Source organism: Lachnoanaerobaculum gingivalis, assembly GCF_003862475.1.
In the GTDB taxonomy this organism is placed as follows: domain Bacteria; phylum Bacillota; class Clostridia; order Lachnospirales; family Lachnospiraceae; genus Lachnoanaerobaculum; species Lachnoanaerobaculum gingivalis.
This window is the reverse complement of sequence record NZ_RRCO01000003.1, coordinates 44397-63440: the sequence shown is the minus strand read 5'-3', so window position 1 is coordinate 63440 and position 19044 is coordinate 44397. Positions and strand designations below refer to the sequence as shown.

Here is a 19044-nt window from a genome sequence, read left to right as displayed (position 1 = left end):
AATTGTGGAAACAAAAGAATTTAAAAATGTCTCAATCATTCTTCCGACATTGAATGAATCTTTTTCGTTCAATCAAACAGTTGATATAATATTGGAAGAGTGTGAACATAATGATATTAAAGAGTTTATTGCAGTAGTTTGTGACCGTACGCTACCTGAGAGTATAGAGGCTATAAAGAAATCCCAAAAGGTGTGCGAAGAAGCCGGATTACCACTTCATATTCTATATCAGAAGAGGCCTTTTGCAGGAGGTGCAGTTGCTGACGGATTCATGAAATCTACAGGAAGTCATATACTTATGATGGCTCCTGATTTGGAAACGGATCCTCATAATGTAAAAGATTTTATTGCAATGGGTAAAAGATTTCCAAACGATATGGTTACAGCATCAAGGTGGTTACATAAGGGAAGCTTTGCAGGGTATAGTAAGATAAAACTTATCCTTAATTTCTTTTTTCAAAAGATGTTTGCTGTTTTTTATGGTGTAAAACTTACAGATATTACATTTGGTTATAGGCTTGCTCCTACTAAGCTTATGCAGAGAATAAAATGGGAGGAGTTAAAACATCCTTTCTTTTTGGAAACGGCATTAAAGCCTATACGATTAAAGGTTAAGATACATGAGATTCCTTCCAATTGGGCAGCAAGACAGGAAGGTGAATCACAAAATTCACTTCTTCAAACTTTTAAATATTTAAAGATTGCTTTCAAAGTAAAATTTGAAAAGAGAAGTGAGTTGATTAATGATTAAAAATTTGTGGTTGAAATATAAAGAATTATTTTTTTATGGTGTATTTGGTGTAGGAGCTACAGCTATCAATATAGTATCTTACCGTATTTTAGCAAATACATTTGGAAAGAAATATTTTTTGATAGCCAATATTATCGCGTGGATTTTGGCTTTTATTTTTGCTTTTATTACAAATAAGCTTTTTGTATTTGAAAGCAAGAGCTGGGAAGCTCAAATAGCAATGAAAGAGTTTGTCGGCTTTTTATCAGCAAGACTTGCAACAGGTATTTTAGATACAGTTTTGATGTGGCTTTTTGTTAGCGTAATAAGCTTAGACGATACATTATCAAAGATAATTATAAATATTTTGGTTATCATTATAAATTATATTGCAAGTAAGTTTTTTATTTTTAAAAAAGAATAAGATAAAAGGTGTATTCTGATAATGAAAGCACCTTTTATCATATGGAAAGTGTAAATATGTTAATTAATATTTTAAAGCCTGATTTTACATTTAACGATGACAGAGGAACTCTTGTACAATTGGTACATGAAGGATATAATCAGATAAATGTTGTGACATCAAAAAAAGGTGTGTTTCGTGGTGGACATTATCACAAGATAAATAGAGAAGTCTTTTATATTATTTCCGGACATTTTAAGTTTACTGCTGAAAAGGACGGCGTAGTAGAAGAGTATGATTTTAAAGATGGAGATATGTTTGAAGTACTTCCATATGTCATGCATAGTTTTGATTATTTGGAAAATACTACACTTGTTGCAATGTATGATAAAGGTGTAGAACTGGCTGACGGTGGTATGGACAGTTATACTTCATAGTATAATCATAAAGTATTAGATATAGGAGAATATATGAAAGAAAGTATTTTAAAGATATTGGACGAACTGATTGAAAGATATCCGAGTCTTACAGGACAAAGAGACAATATCATTGGGGTATATAAGGTTTTAGAAGAGTCTTACTCTAAGGACGGTAAGCTGTTGGTAGCCGGCAATGGTGGAAGTGCAGCTGATTCGGAGCATATTGTTGGTGAACTTATGAAGGCTTTTATAAAGCCTAGAAAGTTACAAGATGATTTACAAAACAAGTTAAAATCTGTAGATGAAAAGCTCGGTACGGTTTTAGCTGACAATCTGCAGGGAGCATTGCCGTCGATTGCAGTTACAGGTCATGTAGGGCTTTCAACTGCATACTTAAATGACTGCAATCCATTACTGTCATTTGCACAGCAGGTGAACGGCTTCGGTAATGAGGGAGATGTATTCCTTGGTATATCTACTTCAGGTAATTCTGAAAATATTCTATATGCTTTGGTAACTGCCAAGGCAAAAGGTATGAAGACTATAGGGCTGTCAGGAAGAGACGGCGGTAAGATGAAGGAATTTTGTGATGAGATTATCATTGTTCCTGAGAGGGAGACTTTTAAGATTCAGGAGTTACATTTACCTGTATATCATGCGTTATGTTTGATGCTTGAGGAGAGATTTTTTGCTTAAAACTTATTTTTAACTATAATTTTAAAGCTGATTTAATGTTTAGTTATAATAAGTGGAGGAAATAGTGTATTATGACTACGAAATTTAAAAAATTGTATGATAAATACAAGGTTATGATTATTGTAGCAACCATGCTGGGAGCATGTATTTATGGATATGTATTTATAAATAAGATAGGTAATCCTGATAAATATTTTTTTGGTGAGTATGTAATTGGAGGTGGATGGGAATTATCTCTTGGAAGATTTTTCCTGCCAATTACTCAGAAAATGCGATATGGGATGAATATGCCTATATTTTTGAGTATGGTAGCTGTTTTTGTATTTGCGTTAAGTGGTATGGTATTATGTGAGATATTAGAAATAGAGAGAAGTGTTACTGCTTTTGCCATTATCTTAATGACTGTTGCAGCACCTAAGGTCATGTCTACGATAATATGTTATAGTTGCTCAGACGTGTATTCAATAGCTTTCTTTGCTATCATGCTGATGTTTTATTTTATGCGAAAAGCTTGTGATAATCGAAGAAATCAATTGATAAAAACACTATGCTGTGCATTTATAATAGCACTATCTCTAGGAATATATCAATCAGGAATTAATGAAATGGCAGCATTAACGCTATTAATGTTAATAGTTTATTGCATAAATAATGATATAGCGTGGATAAAAAAAATTGCTAATATAATTATGATGGATATACTGGCGGTAATTCTTTACTATATTATGATGAAGTCTGTATTAAAGATTTTTAATATACCGCTTGGTAATTATAAGGGAATTGAAAATTTCAGTATTATAAACATAATTTATAATTTACCGCATAGTGTAGTAAATTGTTATGAACATGGATTAAACTTTTTCTTTGGACATAATATTTATTCTAATAGTTTTGGTATTATTAAGTGGAATGTATGTATTACTATCATTACAATATTAAGTTTAATTTTATTAATGCGCTTAATGAAGGAGACTTGGAGAAAAGTTGTTGTAATAGTGGCAATACTGCTATTACCGGTTGCAGCTACTTCTATGGAGTTAATAGTTAATACACCGGTAGAAATACTACAATCAGATGGATTAATGCTAATTTTTCCGCTGTTTATAAAAATTGTTGAGTTTACAGTAATTAGATTGGAGGGGAATAGCCAAAGAATATTTAGGATTTGTTGGGGTGTATCTATTGCGATTTTGTTTATTATCTCTTTTAAGAATACATTAATAACTAATGCAGATGCTTTTGCAATGCAGTATCAAAATAAACAAGCTATAGAAGTTGGAAGAAGAATCATTAAAGATTATGAAGCAGGAAATTATCCAAAGGAATATAAATTGGACATTTTAGGTGTACCTACACTTGGAAATTATAAAGTTCCGGAGTATCTTTTAAAGAATGCAAATTATCTTATGAAGGTAGGTGCAATGTGGAGCGACAAATCTAGTGTAGAAACATGGAATAGACTTATATCGGAAGAATTAGGTATTGTAATTGAAGCTGATGGCAGAGATAGGGCTGGAGAGATTGGGCATAGTCAGCAGTTTATTGATGCACCATGCTATCCTGAAGAAGGTAGTATTTTTATAGATGGTGATACAGTAGTAGTGAAGGTATCACCAATCACATAATTATATTATCGAGGATATTAATTATTTGTAATATATGGTTAGATGTGATCTAAATTATTATGATCTTGGTTATATGTCAAATATTGTAGTGGGTTGATTTTTCAACCCATTTTTTGCACATTGACACAGACATATTTAGATATTAATATTAGTACATAAATGTGTACGGATTTTACAAGGGAGTATTTGTTATGATAGCATTGAAGACAACAGATATTAGAAACAACTTTAAAAAAATTAGTAATCTTGTTTGCACAGGTGAAAGGGTTTTGATTTCATGTCCAAGTAATAAGAATATTGTCATATTAAGTGAGAGCGAATATAACAAGCTTGAAAAAGCGGAAAAGAATAATGAGTATCTGGCAAAGATAGATGCATCAATAAAACAGCTTGAAGAGGGGAGAATTGTTGTTAAAACAATAGACGAGTTAGAGGATATGGCTGAATGAAAATAACTTTTACAGAAAATACAGATTGATAAACGTGGAGATCAAGATGAAAGTTGTATTATTAGCAGGCGGACTTGGAACAAGAATTTCTGAAGAAAGCCATTTGAAACCGAAGCCAATGATTGAGATTGGCAGTCAGCCGATTTTATGGCATATAATGAAGTATTATTCGACATTTGGAGTTAATGAATTTGTTATTTTGGCAGGATATAAGCAGAATAAGATAAAAGAATATTTTGCAAATTATTTTGTATATAACTCTGATGTTACTTTCGATATGAAGAACAACAAGATGGAAGTACATAGAAGGAATGCGGAAGATTGGAAAGTTACAGTACTTGATACAGGACTGAATACAATGACAGGTGGAAGAATTTTAAGAGCAAAAGAGCATTTGAAAGATGAGCCTTTTATGCTTACATACGGTGACGGAGTTGCTGATGTTGATATAGATGCTCTTCTTAAGTTCCACAAAAGTCATGGAAAGACGGCTACAATAACCACGGTAAGCCTTGCGCAGCAAAAGGGCGTACTACAAAAGAATGAAACAGGTCTTATTACATCATTTAGAGAAAAGAGTGAAGATGATTCTGCCATTATAAATGGTGGATTTATGGTATTGAACCCAAATATCTTTGATTATATTACAGAGGGTGATGCTACTATATTCGAACAAGGACCAATGTTGAAGCTCGCTTCAGACGGAGAACTTATGGGATTTGAGCATGACGGTTTCTGGCAGTGTATGGACACACAAAGAGAAAAAGAAAAATTGGAAAATCTTTGGGCAAGCGGAAAGGCTCCATGGATGAGGTGGACTGAATAAATGAATTTTGAAGAATTGAAAAAATTTTATGGCGGTAAAAAGGTACTTCTTACAGGACATACAGGTTTTAAAGGCTCCTGGCTTTCTAAGATACTTATAATGTGTGGTGCTAAACTAACAGGTTATGCGCTGAATCCGCCTACAGACACAAATATTTTTGATATTTTAGGTTTGGAAACAGAAATGAACTCTGTTATCGGAGATATAAGGGACCTTGAACATTTAAAGAGGGTATTTGATGAGGTGGAGCCGGAATATGTAATTCATATGGCGGCACAGCCGATAGTCAGAGATTCTTATGAGAGACCTGTTTATACATACGAAACCAATGTTATGGGTACTGTAAATATTATGGAATGTGTAAGACTCTCTAAAAGTGTAAAGAGTTTCCTTAATGTTACAACAGACAAGGTATATGACAACAAGGAACAGGATAAGGGATATGTTGAAACCGACTTCCTTGACGGTTATGATCCGTATTCCAATTCAAAGTCTTGCTCGGAACTTGTAACACATAGTTATAAGAAGAGTTTTTTAAATGTCTTACCTGTATCTACAGCAAGAGCCGGAAATGTAATAGGTGGCGGAGATTTTGCAAAGGATAGAATAGTTCCTGACTGTGTAAGAGCTGCAATATCAAATAATCCTGTTATAATAAGAAATCCGAATTCAATAAGACCTTTTCAGCATGTACTTGAGCCGCTGTTTATATATCTTGATATAGTAATGAGACAGTCACAGGACAGAGAAAGGTTTGAAGGTTACTTTAATGTAGGACCTGATGACAGTGATTGTGTAAATGCCAAAACTTTGGTAGAGAGTTTTAAAAGAGCTTGGGGAGAAGGGTTTGATTTTAAAATTCAATCAGACAGCGGTCCTCATGAGGCAGGTTTCTTAAAACTTAATTGTGATAGGTTAAAGGCGGTATACGGTTGGAAACCGGGACTAAATGTTCATGGAGCTATTGACCTTAGTGTGGAGTGGTATAAAGCTTGGAGCAATGGTGAGGATATGAATGCAATCACAGAAAAACAGATAAGGTCTTATATAGAGAGATAAGATTATAGATATAATTTGGAGGAGAAATGTTCGAAAATAAAACACAGGAAGATGCGCGTAAAGAGATATTGGAGTTGGTAAAGGAGTACCACGACAAGTTCCATAATATAAAAAAAGAATTTAAAGAAGGAGACAGGATAACATATGCTTCCAGAGTTTATGACTCTGAGGAGATGGTAAATCTTGTAGATGCCTCTTTGGAGTTTTGGCTTACAGCCGGAAGATATTTTGATGAGTTTGAGAAGGAGTTTGGAAAGCAGTTCGGTGCAAAGTATGTATCACTTGTAAACTCAGGTTCCAGTGCAAACCTTCTTGCATTTATGACATTAACTTCACCGCTTTTAGGAGAAAGACAGGTAAAAAGAGGTGATGAGGTCATTACTGTAGCATGTGGCTTCCCTACAACGGTTACACCTATTATACAATACGGAGCGGTACCTGTATTTGTAGATGTTACAATACCGCAGTACAATATAGATGTAACCAAACTTGAGGAAGCACTGTCACCAAAGACAAAAGTTGTAATGGTGGCACATACTTTAGGAAATCCTTTCGATCTTGAGGCGGTGTCGGCTTTTTGTAAAAAGCATAATTTATGGCTTATTGAGGATAACTGTGATGCGCTTGGAAGTACATACATTATAGACGGTGAGAAGAAGTTTACAGGTACAATAGGAGATATAGGAACATCAAGTTTCTATCCTCCACATCATATGACAATGGGAGAGGGTGGAGCAGTATACACTTCAAATCCTCTTTTAAGTAAGATAATCAAGTCAATAAGAGACTGGGGAAGAGATTGTGTCTGTCATTCAGGGCAAGATAATATGTGTGGACATAGATTTGATCGTCAATATGGCGAATTACCTTTGGGATATGATCATAAATATGTATACTCACATTTTGGATACAATTTAAAGCCTACAGATCTTCAGGCGGCAGTCGGAGTGGCACAGTTAAAGAAATTCCCGGGATTTGTTCAAAGAAGAAGAGAGAATTACAAGAGATTGTATGAGGCGCTAAAGCCGGTAGAAGACAAGATTATACTTCCGGTTCCTGTAAAGAACGGAGATCCTAGCTGGTTCGGTTTCCTTATTACATGTAAAGAGGGTGTTGACAGAGCAAAACTTGTAAATAGGCTTGAGTCAAACGGCATCCAGACAAGAATGCTCTTTGCCGGAAATCTTACAAAACATCCTTGTTTTGATCAGATGAGAGAGGCTAAAGAAGGGTATAGGATTGTCGGTGAGCTTACAAATACAGATCGTATTATGAATGATACATTCTGGGTAGGTGTATATCCGGGAATGACAGATGAAAAAATTGATTTCATGGCTAAGGTTATTATTGAAGGTGTGAAATAAAAATATTTGGCTGAAATATCATAATTTTTATATGGTATTTCAGCTTTTTTGTAGGATTGAGTGGAAAGCGATTATTCTCCCATATTTGCTATGCAACCTTAGATATGATATAATAGTGGAAAATGTCGCAGAAAGTTTTGTGTTGGGAGAAAGTATGCTAAACGAAGAGAAAATAAAGCAGATGACGGAATTAGCATTATTAAAAAAGAGGAAGGGCGAGCAGATGTTTGAGATAGATAATTATTTCAAAGAGGATTATGTGGGTAAACAAATGCTTAAGTCCTTTTTTGTTTATACCTTTTGCTTTCTTCTTATAATTGTTTTGGCCGTTCTTTACAATTTGGAAGAGTTGATGTCCAGTGTAACTACAGTTGGAGTGTTTTCTGTAGTTTACATTGTTATATATATATTGGGATTGATTGCGTTTGAACTTATTACATATAGATTTTTTTCGAAAAAATATGATGAGGCACAGAGAAACTTGAAAGTCTACAATGACAGACTAAATTATTTTGAAAAAAAGTTCGAAAACAAAGATAAGACACCAAATATCGGAGGTTAGAATGCTACAGCTATATGTATTCAGAAACAGCTTGAAAGGTTTCTATGCAAAATATCATTCCATAATAGATAAGGGAATTAAATATATAATATTATTTACAGCTATGATGCTTATAAGTATAAATTTGGGTTATCAGAATAAAGTCTCTGTGATTCAGGTTCCTATTGTATTGTCTGTGATAGGTGCTTTTCTGCCTTATATGGCGGGCGTATTAATAGTGGCGGTTTTTTTAATGATAAATCTGTTTACGGCATCCTTTGAGCTGGCATTACTGGTAGGTATTATACTGATACTTACATTATTTTTGTACTATGGATTCGGGAAGAGAGACAGTGTTCTTTTGATTCTTGTACCGATACTCTTTGCCGCGAAGATACCGTATGTTATACCTCTTGTAGTAGGACTTATGGGAAGTGCGGTAAGCATTGTTCCTATTACAGCCGGAGTCCTTATATACTTCACATGTATGTTTGCGAGGCAGAATATAGGTGTTTTGACAAATACACAGTCTGTAGATATTACACAAAGATATTCACAGGCAATAAACGGTATATTTTCAAATAAAACAATGCTTTTGTTTATAATAGTATTTGCTCTTACCACCTTTATAGTGTATATGGTGCATAAGCAGAATATGGATTATGCATGGCAGATAGCCATTGCTGCCGGTGCTATTACAATTTTGGTCGGTATATTTGCCGGAGATTTTATTTTTGATATATCCACTCCTCTTTTGGACTTTATAATAGGACTTGCAATATCTGTGATTATTGCATATGTGTATAATTTCTTTGTTTTCTCGGTAGATTACAGCAGGTCCGAATATGCTCAGTTTGAGGATGATGATTATTATTATTTTGTAAAGGCTGTTCCTAAGATTACGATTACAGCTGCAGATAAGAAGGTACAATCATTTAGTACAAGGGGAAAGAAAAAGAATAACAAAAATAATGGGGGTAGTGAATGAACATAATCACGAGGCTGATGCGTGATGGGCTTTCATATTTTCCACATATAGATGTGCTCAATATAATTGAAATTCTGATTATTGCATATATTGTATATGAAATAATGACATGGATTACAAAGACCAGGGCATGGACATTGTTAAAGGGTTTACTTATTATATTGGGATTTACAATTATTGCATATATATTGCACTTTGATGTTATATTGTGGATTCTTGGAAGGATTGCAACCATTGCGGTAACTGCGCTTATTATAATATTTGCGCCTGAGCTCAGAAAGGCTCTTGAGCAGTTGGGAAATAAAAATTTAATGAAGATTTTTGCTTTTGACAATAAAGCAATTACAGATGACGTAGGTGAGAGTACGATAGAAGAGCTTGTTAATGCGGCTTTTACAATGTCAAAACCGAAAACAGGAGCTTTGATTGTTATAGAGAGAAAAGATAGTCTTGTAAATATAGAAAAGACCGGAATTTTGATAAATGGTATTGTATCAAGTCAATTGCTTATAAATATATTTGAACATAATACACCTCTTCACGACGGTGCGGTGCTTATAAGAGGCAATACAATTGTGTCGGCAACCTGTTATCTGCCTCTATCGGAGAATATGAGAATCAGTAAGGATCTTGGAACCAGACATAGAGCAGCAATCGGTATAAGTGAAGTTTCAGATTCCATTACCATAGTAGTATCTGAGGAGACAGGCAGGGTTTCAGTAGCACTTGGCGGAAATTTGATAAAGGTAAATGACAGTGAGGAACTGAGAAAGGAGCTCTCCGTTTTATTTGAGGATACAGCGGAGGAGAAGAAGAGCTCTTTATGGTCAAAGTTGTTGAAAGGAAGAGGTAATGAAAAAGACAAATAATATTGTTTTGAAAATCAGCTCTTTGGCTATAGCTTTTTTCGTATGGATAGTTGTAATAAATATTTCAAATCCTGTTGTTACAAGATCTCAAACGGTTAATCTTGAGGTTTTAAATTCCGATGTTATTACCGATGCAGGTAAGACTTATTCTTTAATTGGAGCAAATACGGTAACTGTAAGTTATGAAGTACGTTCAAGAGATGAGAGCAAGATATCGGCGTCCGATTTTAAGGCTTCAATAGATCTTGGAGATATGTATGACATAACAGGTGCGGTACCGATATCGGTTGAAGTGGTAAATAATAAAAACCTGATTTCAGGTGCGGTTACTTCAAAGCCGAGTATTGTAAGAATAAGTATTGAGGATTTGCAAAGAAAAGAATTTACTATGACTACCAAGATTACCGGTACTCCGTCAGACGGTTATTCTGTGGGTGAGGTAAAGCTTGATAAGAGCACTGTAGCAGTCACAGGTCCTGTATCCGTTATCGGACAAATCAGTAAAGTCGGTGTAGAGATTGATGTTGACGGAATGGACGGTAATGTAACCGGAAAAGCCGAGCTGAAGTATTTTGATGCCAACGGAAATGCTTTTATAATATCTGACAGTAGAGTAACCAAGAGCTTTGATACGGTAAATTACAGTATTGTAATGTTAAACGGAAGAACTTTGGCACTAAACTTTGAAGTAGGTGGAGAAGTGGCCGAGGGTTATATATTTACAGGTGCGGAGAGCAGTACAAAATCTATACAGGTACGTGGACAACCTGAAGTACTTGAAGGACTTGATGCTGTCACAATACCTGCAACGGCGCTCAGTGTTGAGGGAGCGACAAGTGATGTGATTGTAGATGTCGATGTGAAGAATTTCCTTCCGGAGAATGTATCGGCAGTAGGTGATACAAATATTAAGGTGACATTGAAAGTAGAGGCCCTTGATAAGAAGTCTGTGACTTTGACAATAGGAGATTTGGAGATAAAGGGAGCAAGAACCGGAGTTTCCACAAATATTATACCTGAGAGGATAACTGTTGTGGTTTCAGGTCTTAGCGCAAATCTTGAGGCTGTATCAAATTCAGATATCAAGGCTACTCTTGATGTAAGTAAGATGACGGCAGGAGCCAATAACGGAACTCTTACATTTGAATTGCCTACAGGTTTGAGTGTGGATTCATATACTCCTTTTGAGGTTATGATAGGAAGTCCCGCAAATGAAAGAAATGAAACGACAACTACAGTAGAACAGAGCAGCAGTGAAGAGAGCAGTTCCGCTGCTGAAAACTAAGGGAGGTTTTTTAGGATGGTTTCAGAAGAACTTAAGGTGATAAACCCAAGTGGCTTGCATTTAAGGCCGGCAGGTAATCTATGCAAGGAAGCATTGAAATATGATTCTAAAATAAATATTATATTTAAGGATGCTACAGCAAATGCCAAGAGTGTTCTGAGTGTGCTTGCGGCATGTGTAAAATGTGGCGATACCGTTAAGATAACATGTGACGGCAGGGATGAGAATGAGGCTTTGGAAGCTTTAAAGAATTTGATAAATTCAGGTTTTGGTGAATTAAAGTAAGTAGAGGTTTATAATATAATGAAAATTCATGGCGTAGGAGCTGCCGAGGGTATTGGCATCGGAGTTGCAAAAGTAGTCAGAGAACAAAATGTGGAAGTTGTAAAGAAGGCTGTTTCGGACATTGAATCTGAAGTGAATAACTTCATGAGAGTTCTGGATATCACTAAGGCTGAGACTGAAGAGATGTCTCAGGCTTTAGAAAAGAATGCTTCGGCGAAGGAAGCGGAGATTTTGTTTGGACATATTATGCTTATGTCCGACCCTATGCTTGTGGATGAGATAGTTAACCGTATAAAAGGTGAAAGTGTTTGTGCGGAGTATGCAATAGATGAGGTATGTAATCAGTATGCCGCTGTATTTGCTTCAATGGATGATGAACTTATGCAGCAAAGAGCTACCGATATGCTTGATATTAAAACAAGGCTTATAAAGAAGATACTTGGTATAGAAAATACCGATCTTTCGAAACTTCCCTATGGCAGTATTATTGTTGCAAAAGATTTGACACCTTCTATGACGGCAGGACTTAATCCTGATAATGTTTTCGGAATAGTTACACAGTTTGGTGGAAAGACCTCACATTCGGCTATTCTTGCAAGAGCACTTGAGATACCTGCAGTAGTGGGACTTTCAAATCTTCCTGAGGATATAAGTGACAACACGGATATACTTCTTGACGGTGAGAGCGGAGAGGTCATTATACTGCCTACAGATGCTGAAAAGTCGGATTATGAGAATAAAAAGAAAAAGTATGATGCAAACAAGGAAATGTTAAAGAAGTACAGAGGATTACCAAGTATCTCAAAGGACGGTAAGAAGGTGGAAATAGCCGGAAATATCGGAAGCCCTGAGGATGCCAAAAAGGTAATTGAAAACGGCGGCGAAGGTATCGGACTTTTCAGAACCGAGTTCTTATTTATGGACAGAGACGGTATGCCTACTGAAGAAGAGCAGTTTGAAAGCTATAAGGAAGTGGCGACAGCCATGGAAGGAAAGCCCGTTATTATCAGAACTCTTGATATAGGCGGTGATAAGGAAATCCCCTATATGGGAATAGTACAGGATGAGAATCCGTTCCTTGGATATCGTGCCATAAGACTCTGCCTTGATAGAAAAGATGATATTTATATACCGCAACTTAGAGCATTGCTTCGTGCAAGTGCTTTCGGAAATATCAAGATAATGTTGCCGCTAATCACTTCAATGGATGAAATAAGAGAAGCTAAGGCGCTTATAAGTGATATAAAGAAAGAACTTGATGAAAAGAATATTGCATATAATAAGAATATAGAAGTCGGTATCATGGTTGAGACCGCAGCTGCATCATTACTTGCAGATATATTTGCAAAAGAGGTGGATTTCTTCAGTATAGGTACCAATGATTTGATTCAATATACAATGTCCGTAGACAGAGGAAATGTAAAAATTGCAGGTTTGTATTCTCCATTTTCACCGGCAGTACTCAGAAGTATCAACAGAATCATTACAGAAGGTAAAAAGGCCGGAATAATGGTAGGAATGTGTGGTGAGGCTGCATCGGATCCTTTACTTATTCCTGTACTTTTATCATGGGGTATGGATGAATTTTCAATGTCGGCTTCAAGTATACTGAAGTCAAGACAGATAATTTCCGGGTGTGACAGCAAGGAGTTAAAAGTTAAGGTGGATAAGGTGCTTGAGATGTCGACAGAGGGTGAGATTAAAGAGTATTTAAAGAAATTGACAGAGGAGCTTGGATGTTAATATACACTGTTTGCAGTTTATTAGCGTATGTATTATCCCGGATGGAGCATTATGCCCTGTCCGGGTTTGTTCTAATTTTTGCGGCATTATATCTGTATATTAAGGAATACAGATACTCAAAATCATTGGTAAATCTTAGAGGTGTTTTTGCATTGGCTTTTATTGGAGGAGAGGGTCTTGCCGCTATGAAGCTTTCACACCTTGCAAAACCGTGGGGAGACAGCACATGGATTTGTCTAGCTCTGGCCTTCGGATGTTTTTATATTGTATTTGATATATTGAAGGCGATTAAGGGTAATCCTTATTTAAACGAAGAGAGAGTGCTTGAAAGAAGCAATGAGGATATGATGTATGCATGTATCATTATACTTGCACTTACATCTTTGACAGCTTTTAATATTGAGGCCATTGTACTCGGGTTTATTCCTCTTTTTGAAAAAGGAGTTCCTCATGCATACTCTTATTTTCATATTTCAGGCGTACATTACTTTACCGTAAGCTGTATTTTAGTGCCGGCTTTCAGTATTGTCTACTTGAATGAAGAGAGTAGGCTTGGAATTATAAAGATAATATTTTTGGTTTTAGCCAATATTATTGCTATGGCGATACCGATACTTTGTGTATCGAGATTTCAGTTTATGTTTGCTGTGCTTCTTGCCTTTGTAACCTTACTTATATTAAATAGGGAAAGGATAAGGCCGGTATATTTTGTGAGCGTTATAGTATTTATCGTTCCGGTGTATTTATTGCTTTCTGTGGCAAGAAGCCATAATGTGGAGTACCTTAACGGTATATTTGAAATGAAATATAATCTGCCTATTTTTATAAGTCAGCCATATATTTATATTGCAAATAATTATGACAATCTGGATACTTTGATAAAGGAATTACCGAAACACAGCTTCGGATTAAAGGGGCTGTTTCCTCTTTGGGCACTTACGGGAATTAAGTTTATATATCCGAAGATAGTGGACTTCCCTATTTTTGTAAACAAAACCGAGCTTACAACGGTAACATTATTTTATGATGCCTTTTATGACTTCGGAATAGTCGGAGTTGCCGTATTTTCCACAGCGCTTGGATGCATAGGATATTTCTTTGAGAAAATGATAAGAAGCACAAGACATGCAACATTCTATATTATATATGCACAAGTATTTATTTATCTGGCGCTTTCATTTTTTACCACATGGTTTTCAAATCCTGCCACATGGTTTTATTTTATAGTGACATTGTCAATATTTTTTATATGTGAGCAGAAAGGTAGGTAGCTTATGGAAAATATGAATGCGCTGGACAGGCAGTACAGGGAAATGACGGAGACTCCTGTAGAAAAACTGATTTTAAGGCTCAGCATTCCAACTATCATAAGTATGCTTGTTACGAATATTTACAATATGGCGGATACCTTTTTTGTCGGAAAGCTTGGTACAAGTGCTTCTGCGGCCATAGGTATAGTATTTTCTTTGATGACGATAAATCAGGCGCTCGGATTTATGTGCGGTCATGGTTGTGGCTCAAATATATCCAGAAAGCTTGGAAATAAGCAGGGCAATGAAGCCATAAAGTTTGCATCAACCGGATTTTTTATGTCACTGGTTTTGGGTGTGCTTATAATGATTTTCGGCATATTATTTATGGAGCCTTTGCTTAGGCTGATGGGAAGTACAGATACGATAATGCCTTATGCAAAAAGCTACGGTATCTGTATACTTCTTTCGGCTCCTTTTATGACAGGAAGCTGTGTGCTGAATAATGTCCTAAGATATGAGGGTAAAGCCGCGCTTGCGATGGTAGGGCTTACTCTTGGCGGTATCTTAAATATTATCGGAGATCCGATATTTATATTTGTATTTAACATGGGCACTTTGGGGGCAGGTATATCCACGGCAATCTCACAGGTTATAAGCTTTTTTGTATTGCTTGCAATGTTCGGTGGAGAAAGAACCGTTTCAAGGCTTAGACTTTCAGCAGTATCAAGAGATGTAAGGGATATTGTAAATATATTGGAGACAGGATTTCCTAGTCTGATAAGACAGGGGATGATGAGTGTTTCAACTATGGTTTTAAACTATATGTCCATGCCTTATGGTGATGCGGCTATTGCGGCTATGAGTATTGTCGGCAGAGTATGTAATTTTATATTTGCCGTTGCACTTGGAATTTCACAGGGATTTCAACCTGTATCAGCTTTTAACTACGGGGCAAAGAAATTTAAGCGTGTGAAGAGGGCTTTTGTATTTTGCTGTGGACTCAGTATGATAATAATAGGAATTTTAAGTATTGTTTCACTTATATTTTCAGGACATATAATAGGTTTATTCAGAGATGATTCAGATGTTATAAAGGTTGGAACTTTTGCCTTAAGAGCACAATGTGTGGTTTTATTCTTATCACCTATTACACTTGCCGCCAGTATGATGTTTCAGGGAGCGGGAGAAAATCTGGCTTCATCAATAGCTTCGTTTTTAAGAAGCGGCATTACATTTGTTCCGATGGTGCTTATATTGCCGAAATTTTTGGGAATATACGGAATACAGCTTGCACAGCCGGTGGCGGATATTATTTCATTTGTTATAGTAATGCCGCTGATAGTGATTTTTTTCAGGAAAATAAATGCATAAATTTTAGTAGTAAATGTTGACAATTTTATGTTTTTACAGTATAAATTAATAAAACCGTTGATTGGGAGAAAAGAAATTAGTTACTCACAGAGAGTCGGAGGTGCTGAGAACCGATAGGGATGACGATTTTAATATGGACCCATGAGGGCGAGGTGAAAGGAAACAAGTAGCTAAGACGGGTGCTCCCGTTACCGGGCAGAAAATGTGTCAGCATTTTTTTAGAGAGAGTATTTTTACTAATGAAGGTGGTACCGCAGGCTTTGCTTGTCCTTTGGATAAGAGAGCCTGCGTTTTTTATGCAAAGATCACTCTCGGTAAATATATCTCTATATCGAATGCCTTAAGGAGGAGAAAATGAATTTAATAAAGAAACTTGGAATTATTGCAATAGGTGCGGCTTTGATGGCAGGATGTACACCAAAAGCGGATACGGCTAAGAGCTCTGATACAGAAACTACCGCAGCAGAAAGCGGCGCTGCCGAGAGTTCAAAAGCAGAGTCTAAAGACAGCACGGAGATGAAAAAAATCGGAGTAATTCAGCTGGTTGAGCATAAATCACTTGATATAATATATAATTCATTTAAAGATGAGTTAAAGAACTTAGGATATGTGGACGGCGAGAATGTTAAGATAACATTCCAAAATGCACAGGGAGATATGTCAAATATCACAAGTATAGTTCAGGGATTTGAGGGTGATAAGCAGGATGTTGTAGTAGGTATCGCTACACCTGTAGCACAGGGGGCTATGAGTTTAACAAAGACAACACCTGTAGTTTTCTCTGCAGTTACAGATCCTATAGGTGCAGGAATACTTACAGATATGAATGCGCCTGACAAGGGAATGACAGGTACAAGTGATGCCGTACAGATTGATAAAATAATGGATCTGGCACTTCAGATTACTCCTGATGTAAAGAAGGTAGGTTTCATATACAATCCGGGAGAGGACAATTCCGTAACTAATCTCGGATTGCTTGAAAACTATGTAAAAGAGAAAAATCTTGAGCTTGAAACGGTAAGTATTTCGACAAGTGCCGATCTTCAAACAGCAGCCGCATCACTTTTTGAAAAGGTGGATATGATATTTGTATCAAACGACAATACGGTTGCGGAGGCTATGCCTATACTTACTGCAGAGGCGATAAAGGCTAAAAAGCCTATATATGTAGGTGCCGACTCTATGGTAATGGACGGCGGTCTTGCTACAGTGGGTATTGACTATACAGATCTTGGAAAAGAAACAGCTAAGATGGTGGATGAAATACTTAAGGGCAAATCTGTAAATGAAATCCCTGTAAAAGTATTTAAGGATGATTTATTTATCTATGTAAATACAGATACAGCTGCCGCACTCGGTATAGAGATACCTGAGAGCATCAAAACAGACAAGAAATTTGTCGAGATTAAATCAAATAAGTAGGAGTAAAAATGACATTATCAACATTACTTGGCAGTATTGAACTTGGACTGATATTTGCAATATTATCATTGGGATTATTTATAGCTTTCAGAATTTTGGACCTGCCAGATCTGACGGTGGACGGAAGTTTTGTTACAGGTCTGGCTTACAGTGCTATATGGTCAGTAGCTAAAAATCCTGCTATGGGACTTTTGATGGGGGCCTTAGGCGGAATGATTGCAGGTATTGTCACAGGTATACTTCATACAAAATTGAAAATTCATGCTATATTGGCAGGAATACTTACAATGACAGGTCTGTATTCCATAAATCTCTTTGTAATGGGTGATAAGCCAAGTGTTTTCTTTTACGGTGAAAAGACTGTATTTACTCCTTTTGAAGGAAAGTTTTTTATAGGTACAACCGATATAGGAAAGTTAATTTTGCTGTTTATAATTGTTGTTGTTTTGGTAGCCGCATTAAAGTTATTTTTAATGACACAGGTAGGACTTTCTCTTAGAGCTACCGGTGATAATGAGGCGATGGTCAGAAGTTCAAGTATAAATACAGATGCTATGAAAATACTGGGGTTTGCACTTTGTAATCTTATTGTAGCTTTCTCAGGCGCAATATATGCACAGTACAATATGACAGCTACACATGGAGTCGGAACGGGAATGCTGGTACTTGGGCTTGCAAGTATCATAATCGGAGAAACGGTTATAGGAAAGAGAGGGATACTCAGACATCTGATTGCGGTGGTAGTAGGTGCGATAATATATCGTATAATGCTTGCGGTGGCATTCGGATTTGGGCTTCCTGCCATATATTTAAAACTCTTCTCAGCGGTAATAGTTGTTATCGCAATAAGCATACCTTTGATAAAGCCTACAATTGCAAGATGGAGAAAGATACATGCTGGAAATTAAAGATGTTAATGTAATATTTAATAAGGATACCGTAAACGAGAAAAAAGCTTTACGTGATTTGAATCTTAAATTAAATGACGGAGATTTTGTAACTGTAATAGGCAGTAACGGTGCAGGAAAATCCACTATGTTAAATGCGATAGCAGGCAATATAGAAGTGGAGAGCGGAAGAATATATAATAACGGCCTTGATATCACATATATGAAGGAGCATAAAAGAGCAAGATTCATAGGCAGATTGTATCAGGATCCTTTAAAGGGTACAGCACCTCATATGACAATAGAAGAAAATATGGGACTGGCATACAGCCGTGGTAAAAAGGTGAGATTCGGGCTTGGAGTAAGAAGAAGTGACAGGGAGTATTTCAAATCTGTATGCACTAAACTTGGACTGGGTCTTGAGCACAGACTGAAAAATGAAGTCGGAGGACTCAGCGGCGGACAAAGACAGGCGCTGACGCTTTTAATGGCTACCATGGAAACTCCTGAACTTTTGCTGCTTGATGAGCATACTGCGGCTCTTGATCCCAAGGCCAGTAAGAAGATAATGGAAATAACCGACAGGATAGTAACTGAAAATAATATTACAACTTTGATGATTACACATAATATCAAAGATGCCTTGCATTTCGGAAATAAAACTATAGTTATGAATAACGGAAGTATTTTAAAAGTTCTTGAAGGCGATATGAGAAAGAATATGACGGTTTCAGATATAATGGAATTGTATTCAGGAACGGATGCCGTATTGACCGACAAGATGATTTTAGGTGAATAAAAAAGTGAGCTCTACAAATCGTAGAGCTCA

20 protein-coding genes and 1 other annotated feature are annotated in these 19044 nt (G+C 36.3%); all 20 genes read left to right on the top strand.

Annotation, left to right across the window (positions count from 1 at the left end; genetic code table 11):
- Positions 1 to 4: 4 nt before the first annotated feature.
- The 20 genes from EHV10_RS07210 to EHV10_RS07115 all read left to right on the top strand — a co-directional run bounded on the left by EHV10_RS07210 (position 5) and on the right by EHV10_RS07115 (position 19014).
- Positions 5 to 751: a glycosyltransferase family 2 protein gene (locus tag EHV10_RS07210; RefSeq protein ID WP_128674066.1), complete on the top strand. Its 747-nt coding sequence runs from the start codon at positions 5 to 7 to the stop codon at positions 749 to 751.
- On the top strand, positions 744 to 1154 hold the full coding sequence (locus EHV10_RS07205; protein WP_128674065.1) for a GtrA family protein: 411 nt from the start codon (positions 744 to 746) through the stop codon (positions 1152 to 1154). Before EHV10_RS07210 ends, EHV10_RS07205 begins: the two co-directional genes overlap by 8 nt.
- A gap of 56 nt (positions 1155 to 1210) precedes the next feature.
- The gene (locus tag EHV10_RS07200; RefSeq protein ID WP_128674064.1) at positions 1211 to 1570 is read left to right on the top strand and encodes a polysaccharide biosynthesis C-terminal domain-containing protein; all 360 of its coding nucleotides are present in this window, start codon (positions 1211 to 1213) and stop codon (positions 1568 to 1570) included.
- Positions 1571 to 1603: 33 nt separating this feature from the next.
- Positions 1604 to 2248 (top strand): D-sedoheptulose-7-phosphate isomerase, encoded by a 645-nt coding sequence (locus EHV10_RS07195; protein WP_128674063.1) that lies wholly within the window; start codon positions 1604 to 1606, stop codon positions 2246 to 2248.
- A 71-nt stretch (positions 2249 to 2319) separates the two neighbouring features.
- Positions 2320 to 3873 (top strand): glucosyltransferase domain-containing protein, encoded by a 1554-nt coding sequence (locus EHV10_RS07190; protein WP_128674062.1) that lies wholly within the window; start codon positions 2320 to 2322, stop codon positions 3871 to 3873.
- Positions 3874 to 4064: 191 nt separating this feature from the next.
- Positions 4065 to 4322 (top strand): type II toxin-antitoxin system Phd/YefM family antitoxin, encoded by a 258-nt coding sequence (locus EHV10_RS07185; protein WP_128674061.1) that lies wholly within the window; start codon positions 4065 to 4067, stop codon positions 4320 to 4322.
- 46 nt (positions 4323 to 4368) lie between these two features.
- Positions 4369 to 5148 carry a glucose-1-phosphate cytidylyltransferase gene (gene rfbF, locus EHV10_RS07180; RefSeq protein ID WP_128674060.1) on the top strand — a complete coding sequence of 260 codons (780 nt, stop codon included), beginning with the start codon at positions 4369 to 4371 and terminating at the stop codon, positions 5146 to 5148.
- Positions 5149 to 6207 carry a CDP-glucose 4,6-dehydratase gene (gene rfbG, locus EHV10_RS07175; RefSeq protein ID WP_128674059.1) on the top strand — a complete coding sequence of 353 codons (1059 nt, stop codon included), beginning with the start codon at positions 5149 to 5151 and terminating at the stop codon, positions 6205 to 6207.
- A 26-nt stretch (positions 6208 to 6233) separates the two neighbouring features.
- Positions 6234 to 7571, top strand: coding sequence for a lipopolysaccharide biosynthesis protein RfbH (gene rfbH, locus EHV10_RS07170; RefSeq protein ID WP_128674058.1), 1338 nt, complete (start codon positions 6234 to 6236; stop codon positions 7569 to 7571).
- Positions 7572 to 7725: 154 nt separating this feature from the next.
- Positions 7726 to 8133, top strand: coding sequence for a hypothetical protein (locus EHV10_RS07165; protein ID WP_128674057.1), 408 nt, complete (start codon positions 7726 to 7728; stop codon positions 8131 to 8133).
- 1 nt (position 8134) lies between these two features.
- Complete coding sequence (locus tag EHV10_RS07160; RefSeq protein WP_128674056.1) at positions 8135 to 9100, top strand: ABC transporter permease; 966 nt, start codon at positions 8135 to 8137, stop codon at positions 9098 to 9100.
- Positions 9097 to 9969, top strand: coding sequence for a diadenylate cyclase CdaA (cdaA, locus tag EHV10_RS07155; RefSeq protein WP_128674055.1), 873 nt, complete (start codon positions 9097 to 9099; stop codon positions 9967 to 9969). The genes EHV10_RS07160 and cdaA overlap by 4 nt, the downstream gene beginning before the upstream one ends.
- Complete coding sequence (locus tag EHV10_RS07150; RefSeq protein WP_128674054.1) at positions 9953 to 11254, top strand: CdaR family protein; 1302 nt, start codon at positions 9953 to 9955, stop codon at positions 11252 to 11254. The genes cdaA and EHV10_RS07150 overlap by 17 nt, the downstream gene beginning before the upstream one ends.
- 15 nt (positions 11255 to 11269) lie before the next feature.
- Positions 11270 to 11539 (top strand): HPr family phosphocarrier protein, encoded by a 270-nt coding sequence (locus tag EHV10_RS07145; RefSeq protein WP_128674053.1) that lies wholly within the window; start codon positions 11270 to 11272, stop codon positions 11537 to 11539.
- An 18-nt stretch (positions 11540 to 11557) separates the two neighbouring features.
- Positions 11558 to 13282: a phosphoenolpyruvate--protein phosphotransferase gene (ptsP, locus tag EHV10_RS07140; RefSeq protein WP_128674052.1), complete on the top strand. Its 1725-nt coding sequence runs from the start codon at positions 11558 to 11560 to the stop codon at positions 13280 to 13282.
- Positions 13276 to 14553, top strand: coding sequence for an O-antigen polymerase (locus tag EHV10_RS07135; protein ID WP_128674051.1), 1278 nt, complete (start codon positions 13276 to 13278; stop codon positions 14551 to 14553). The genes ptsP and EHV10_RS07135 overlap by 7 nt, the downstream gene beginning before the upstream one ends.
- Positions 14554 to 14556: 3 nt before the next feature.
- Positions 14557 to 15906, top strand: coding sequence for an MATE family efflux transporter (locus EHV10_RS07130; protein WP_128674050.1), 1350 nt, complete (start codon positions 14557 to 14559; stop codon positions 15904 to 15906).
- Between the two features lie 48 nt (positions 15907 to 15954).
- Positions 15955 to 16181: a binding site (T-box leader), on the top strand.
- Between the two features lie 79 nt (positions 16182 to 16260).
- On the top strand, positions 16261 to 17328 hold the full coding sequence (locus tag EHV10_RS07125; RefSeq protein ID WP_128674049.1) for an ABC transporter substrate-binding protein: 1068 nt from the start codon (positions 16261 to 16263) through the stop codon (positions 17326 to 17328).
- Between the two features lie 8 nt (positions 17329 to 17336).
- Positions 17337 to 18236, top strand: a complete 900-nt coding sequence (locus tag EHV10_RS07120; RefSeq protein ID WP_128674048.1) for an ABC transporter permease — start codon at positions 17337 to 17339, stop codon at positions 18234 to 18236.
- Positions 18223 to 19014: an ABC transporter ATP-binding protein gene (locus EHV10_RS07115; RefSeq protein ID WP_128674047.1), complete on the top strand. Its 792-nt coding sequence runs from the start codon at positions 18223 to 18225 to the stop codon at positions 19012 to 19014. The genes EHV10_RS07120 and EHV10_RS07115 overlap by 14 nt, the downstream gene beginning before the upstream one ends.
- The last annotated feature ends 30 nt before the right edge of the window (positions 19015 to 19044 follow it).

Bases quoted from the DNA above. Each gene is read 5' to 3' on its own strand.
- EHV10_RS07205 (WP_128674065.1), top strand. From the start codon at position 744: ATGATTAAAAATTTGTGGTTGAAATATAAAGAATTATTTTTTTATGGT.
- EHV10_RS07200 (WP_128674064.1), top strand. From the start codon at position 1,211: ATGTTAATTAATATTTTAAAGCCTGATTTTACATTTAACGATGACAGA.
- EHV10_RS07195 (WP_128674063.1), top strand. From the start codon at position 1,604: ATGAAAGAAAGTATTTTAAAGATATTGGACGAACTGATTGAAAGATAT.
- EHV10_RS07190 (WP_128674062.1), top strand. From the start codon at position 2,320: ATGACTACGAAATTTAAAAAATTGTATGATAAATACAAGGTTATGATT.
- EHV10_RS07185 (WP_128674061.1), top strand. From the start codon at position 4,065: ATGATAGCATTGAAGACAACAGATATTAGAAACAACTTTAAAAAAATT.
- rfbF (WP_128674060.1), top strand. From the start codon at position 4,369: ATGAAAGTTGTATTATTAGCAGGCGGACTTGGAACAAGAATTTCTGAA.
- rfbG (WP_128674059.1), top strand. From the start codon at position 5,149: ATGAATTTTGAAGAATTGAAAAAATTTTATGGCGGTAAAAAGGTACTT.
- rfbH (WP_128674058.1), top strand. From the start codon at position 6,234: ATGTTCGAAAATAAAACACAGGAAGATGCGCGTAAAGAGATATTGGAG.
- EHV10_RS07165 (WP_128674057.1), top strand. From the start codon at position 7,726: ATGCTAAACGAAGAGAAAATAAAGCAGATGACGGAATTAGCATTATTA.
- EHV10_RS07160 (WP_128674056.1), top strand. From the start codon at position 8,135: ATGCTACAGCTATATGTATTCAGAAACAGCTTGAAAGGTTTCTATGCA.
- cdaA (WP_128674055.1), top strand. From the start codon at position 9,097: ATGAACATAATCACGAGGCTGATGCGTGATGGGCTTTCATATTTTCCA.
- EHV10_RS07150 (WP_128674054.1), top strand. From the start codon at position 9,953: ATGAAAAAGACAAATAATATTGTTTTGAAAATCAGCTCTTTGGCTATA.
- EHV10_RS07145 (WP_128674053.1), top strand. From the start codon at position 11,270: ATGGTTTCAGAAGAACTTAAGGTGATAAACCCAAGTGGCTTGCATTTA.
- ptsP (WP_128674052.1), top strand. From the start codon at position 11,558: ATGAAAATTCATGGCGTAGGAGCTGCCGAGGGTATTGGCATCGGAGTT.
- EHV10_RS07135 (WP_128674051.1), top strand. From the start codon at position 13,276: ATGTTAATATACACTGTTTGCAGTTTATTAGCGTATGTATTATCCCGG.
- EHV10_RS07130 (WP_128674050.1), top strand. From the start codon at position 14,557: ATGGAAAATATGAATGCGCTGGACAGGCAGTACAGGGAAATGACGGAG.
- EHV10_RS07125 (WP_128674049.1), top strand. From the start codon at position 16,261: ATGAATTTAATAAAGAAACTTGGAATTATTGCAATAGGTGCGGCTTTG.
- EHV10_RS07120 (WP_128674048.1), top strand. From the start codon at position 17,337: ATGACATTATCAACATTACTTGGCAGTATTGAACTTGGACTGATATTT.
- EHV10_RS07115 (WP_128674047.1), top strand. From the start codon at position 18,223: ATGCTGGAAATTAAAGATGTTAATGTAATATTTAATAAGGATACCGTA.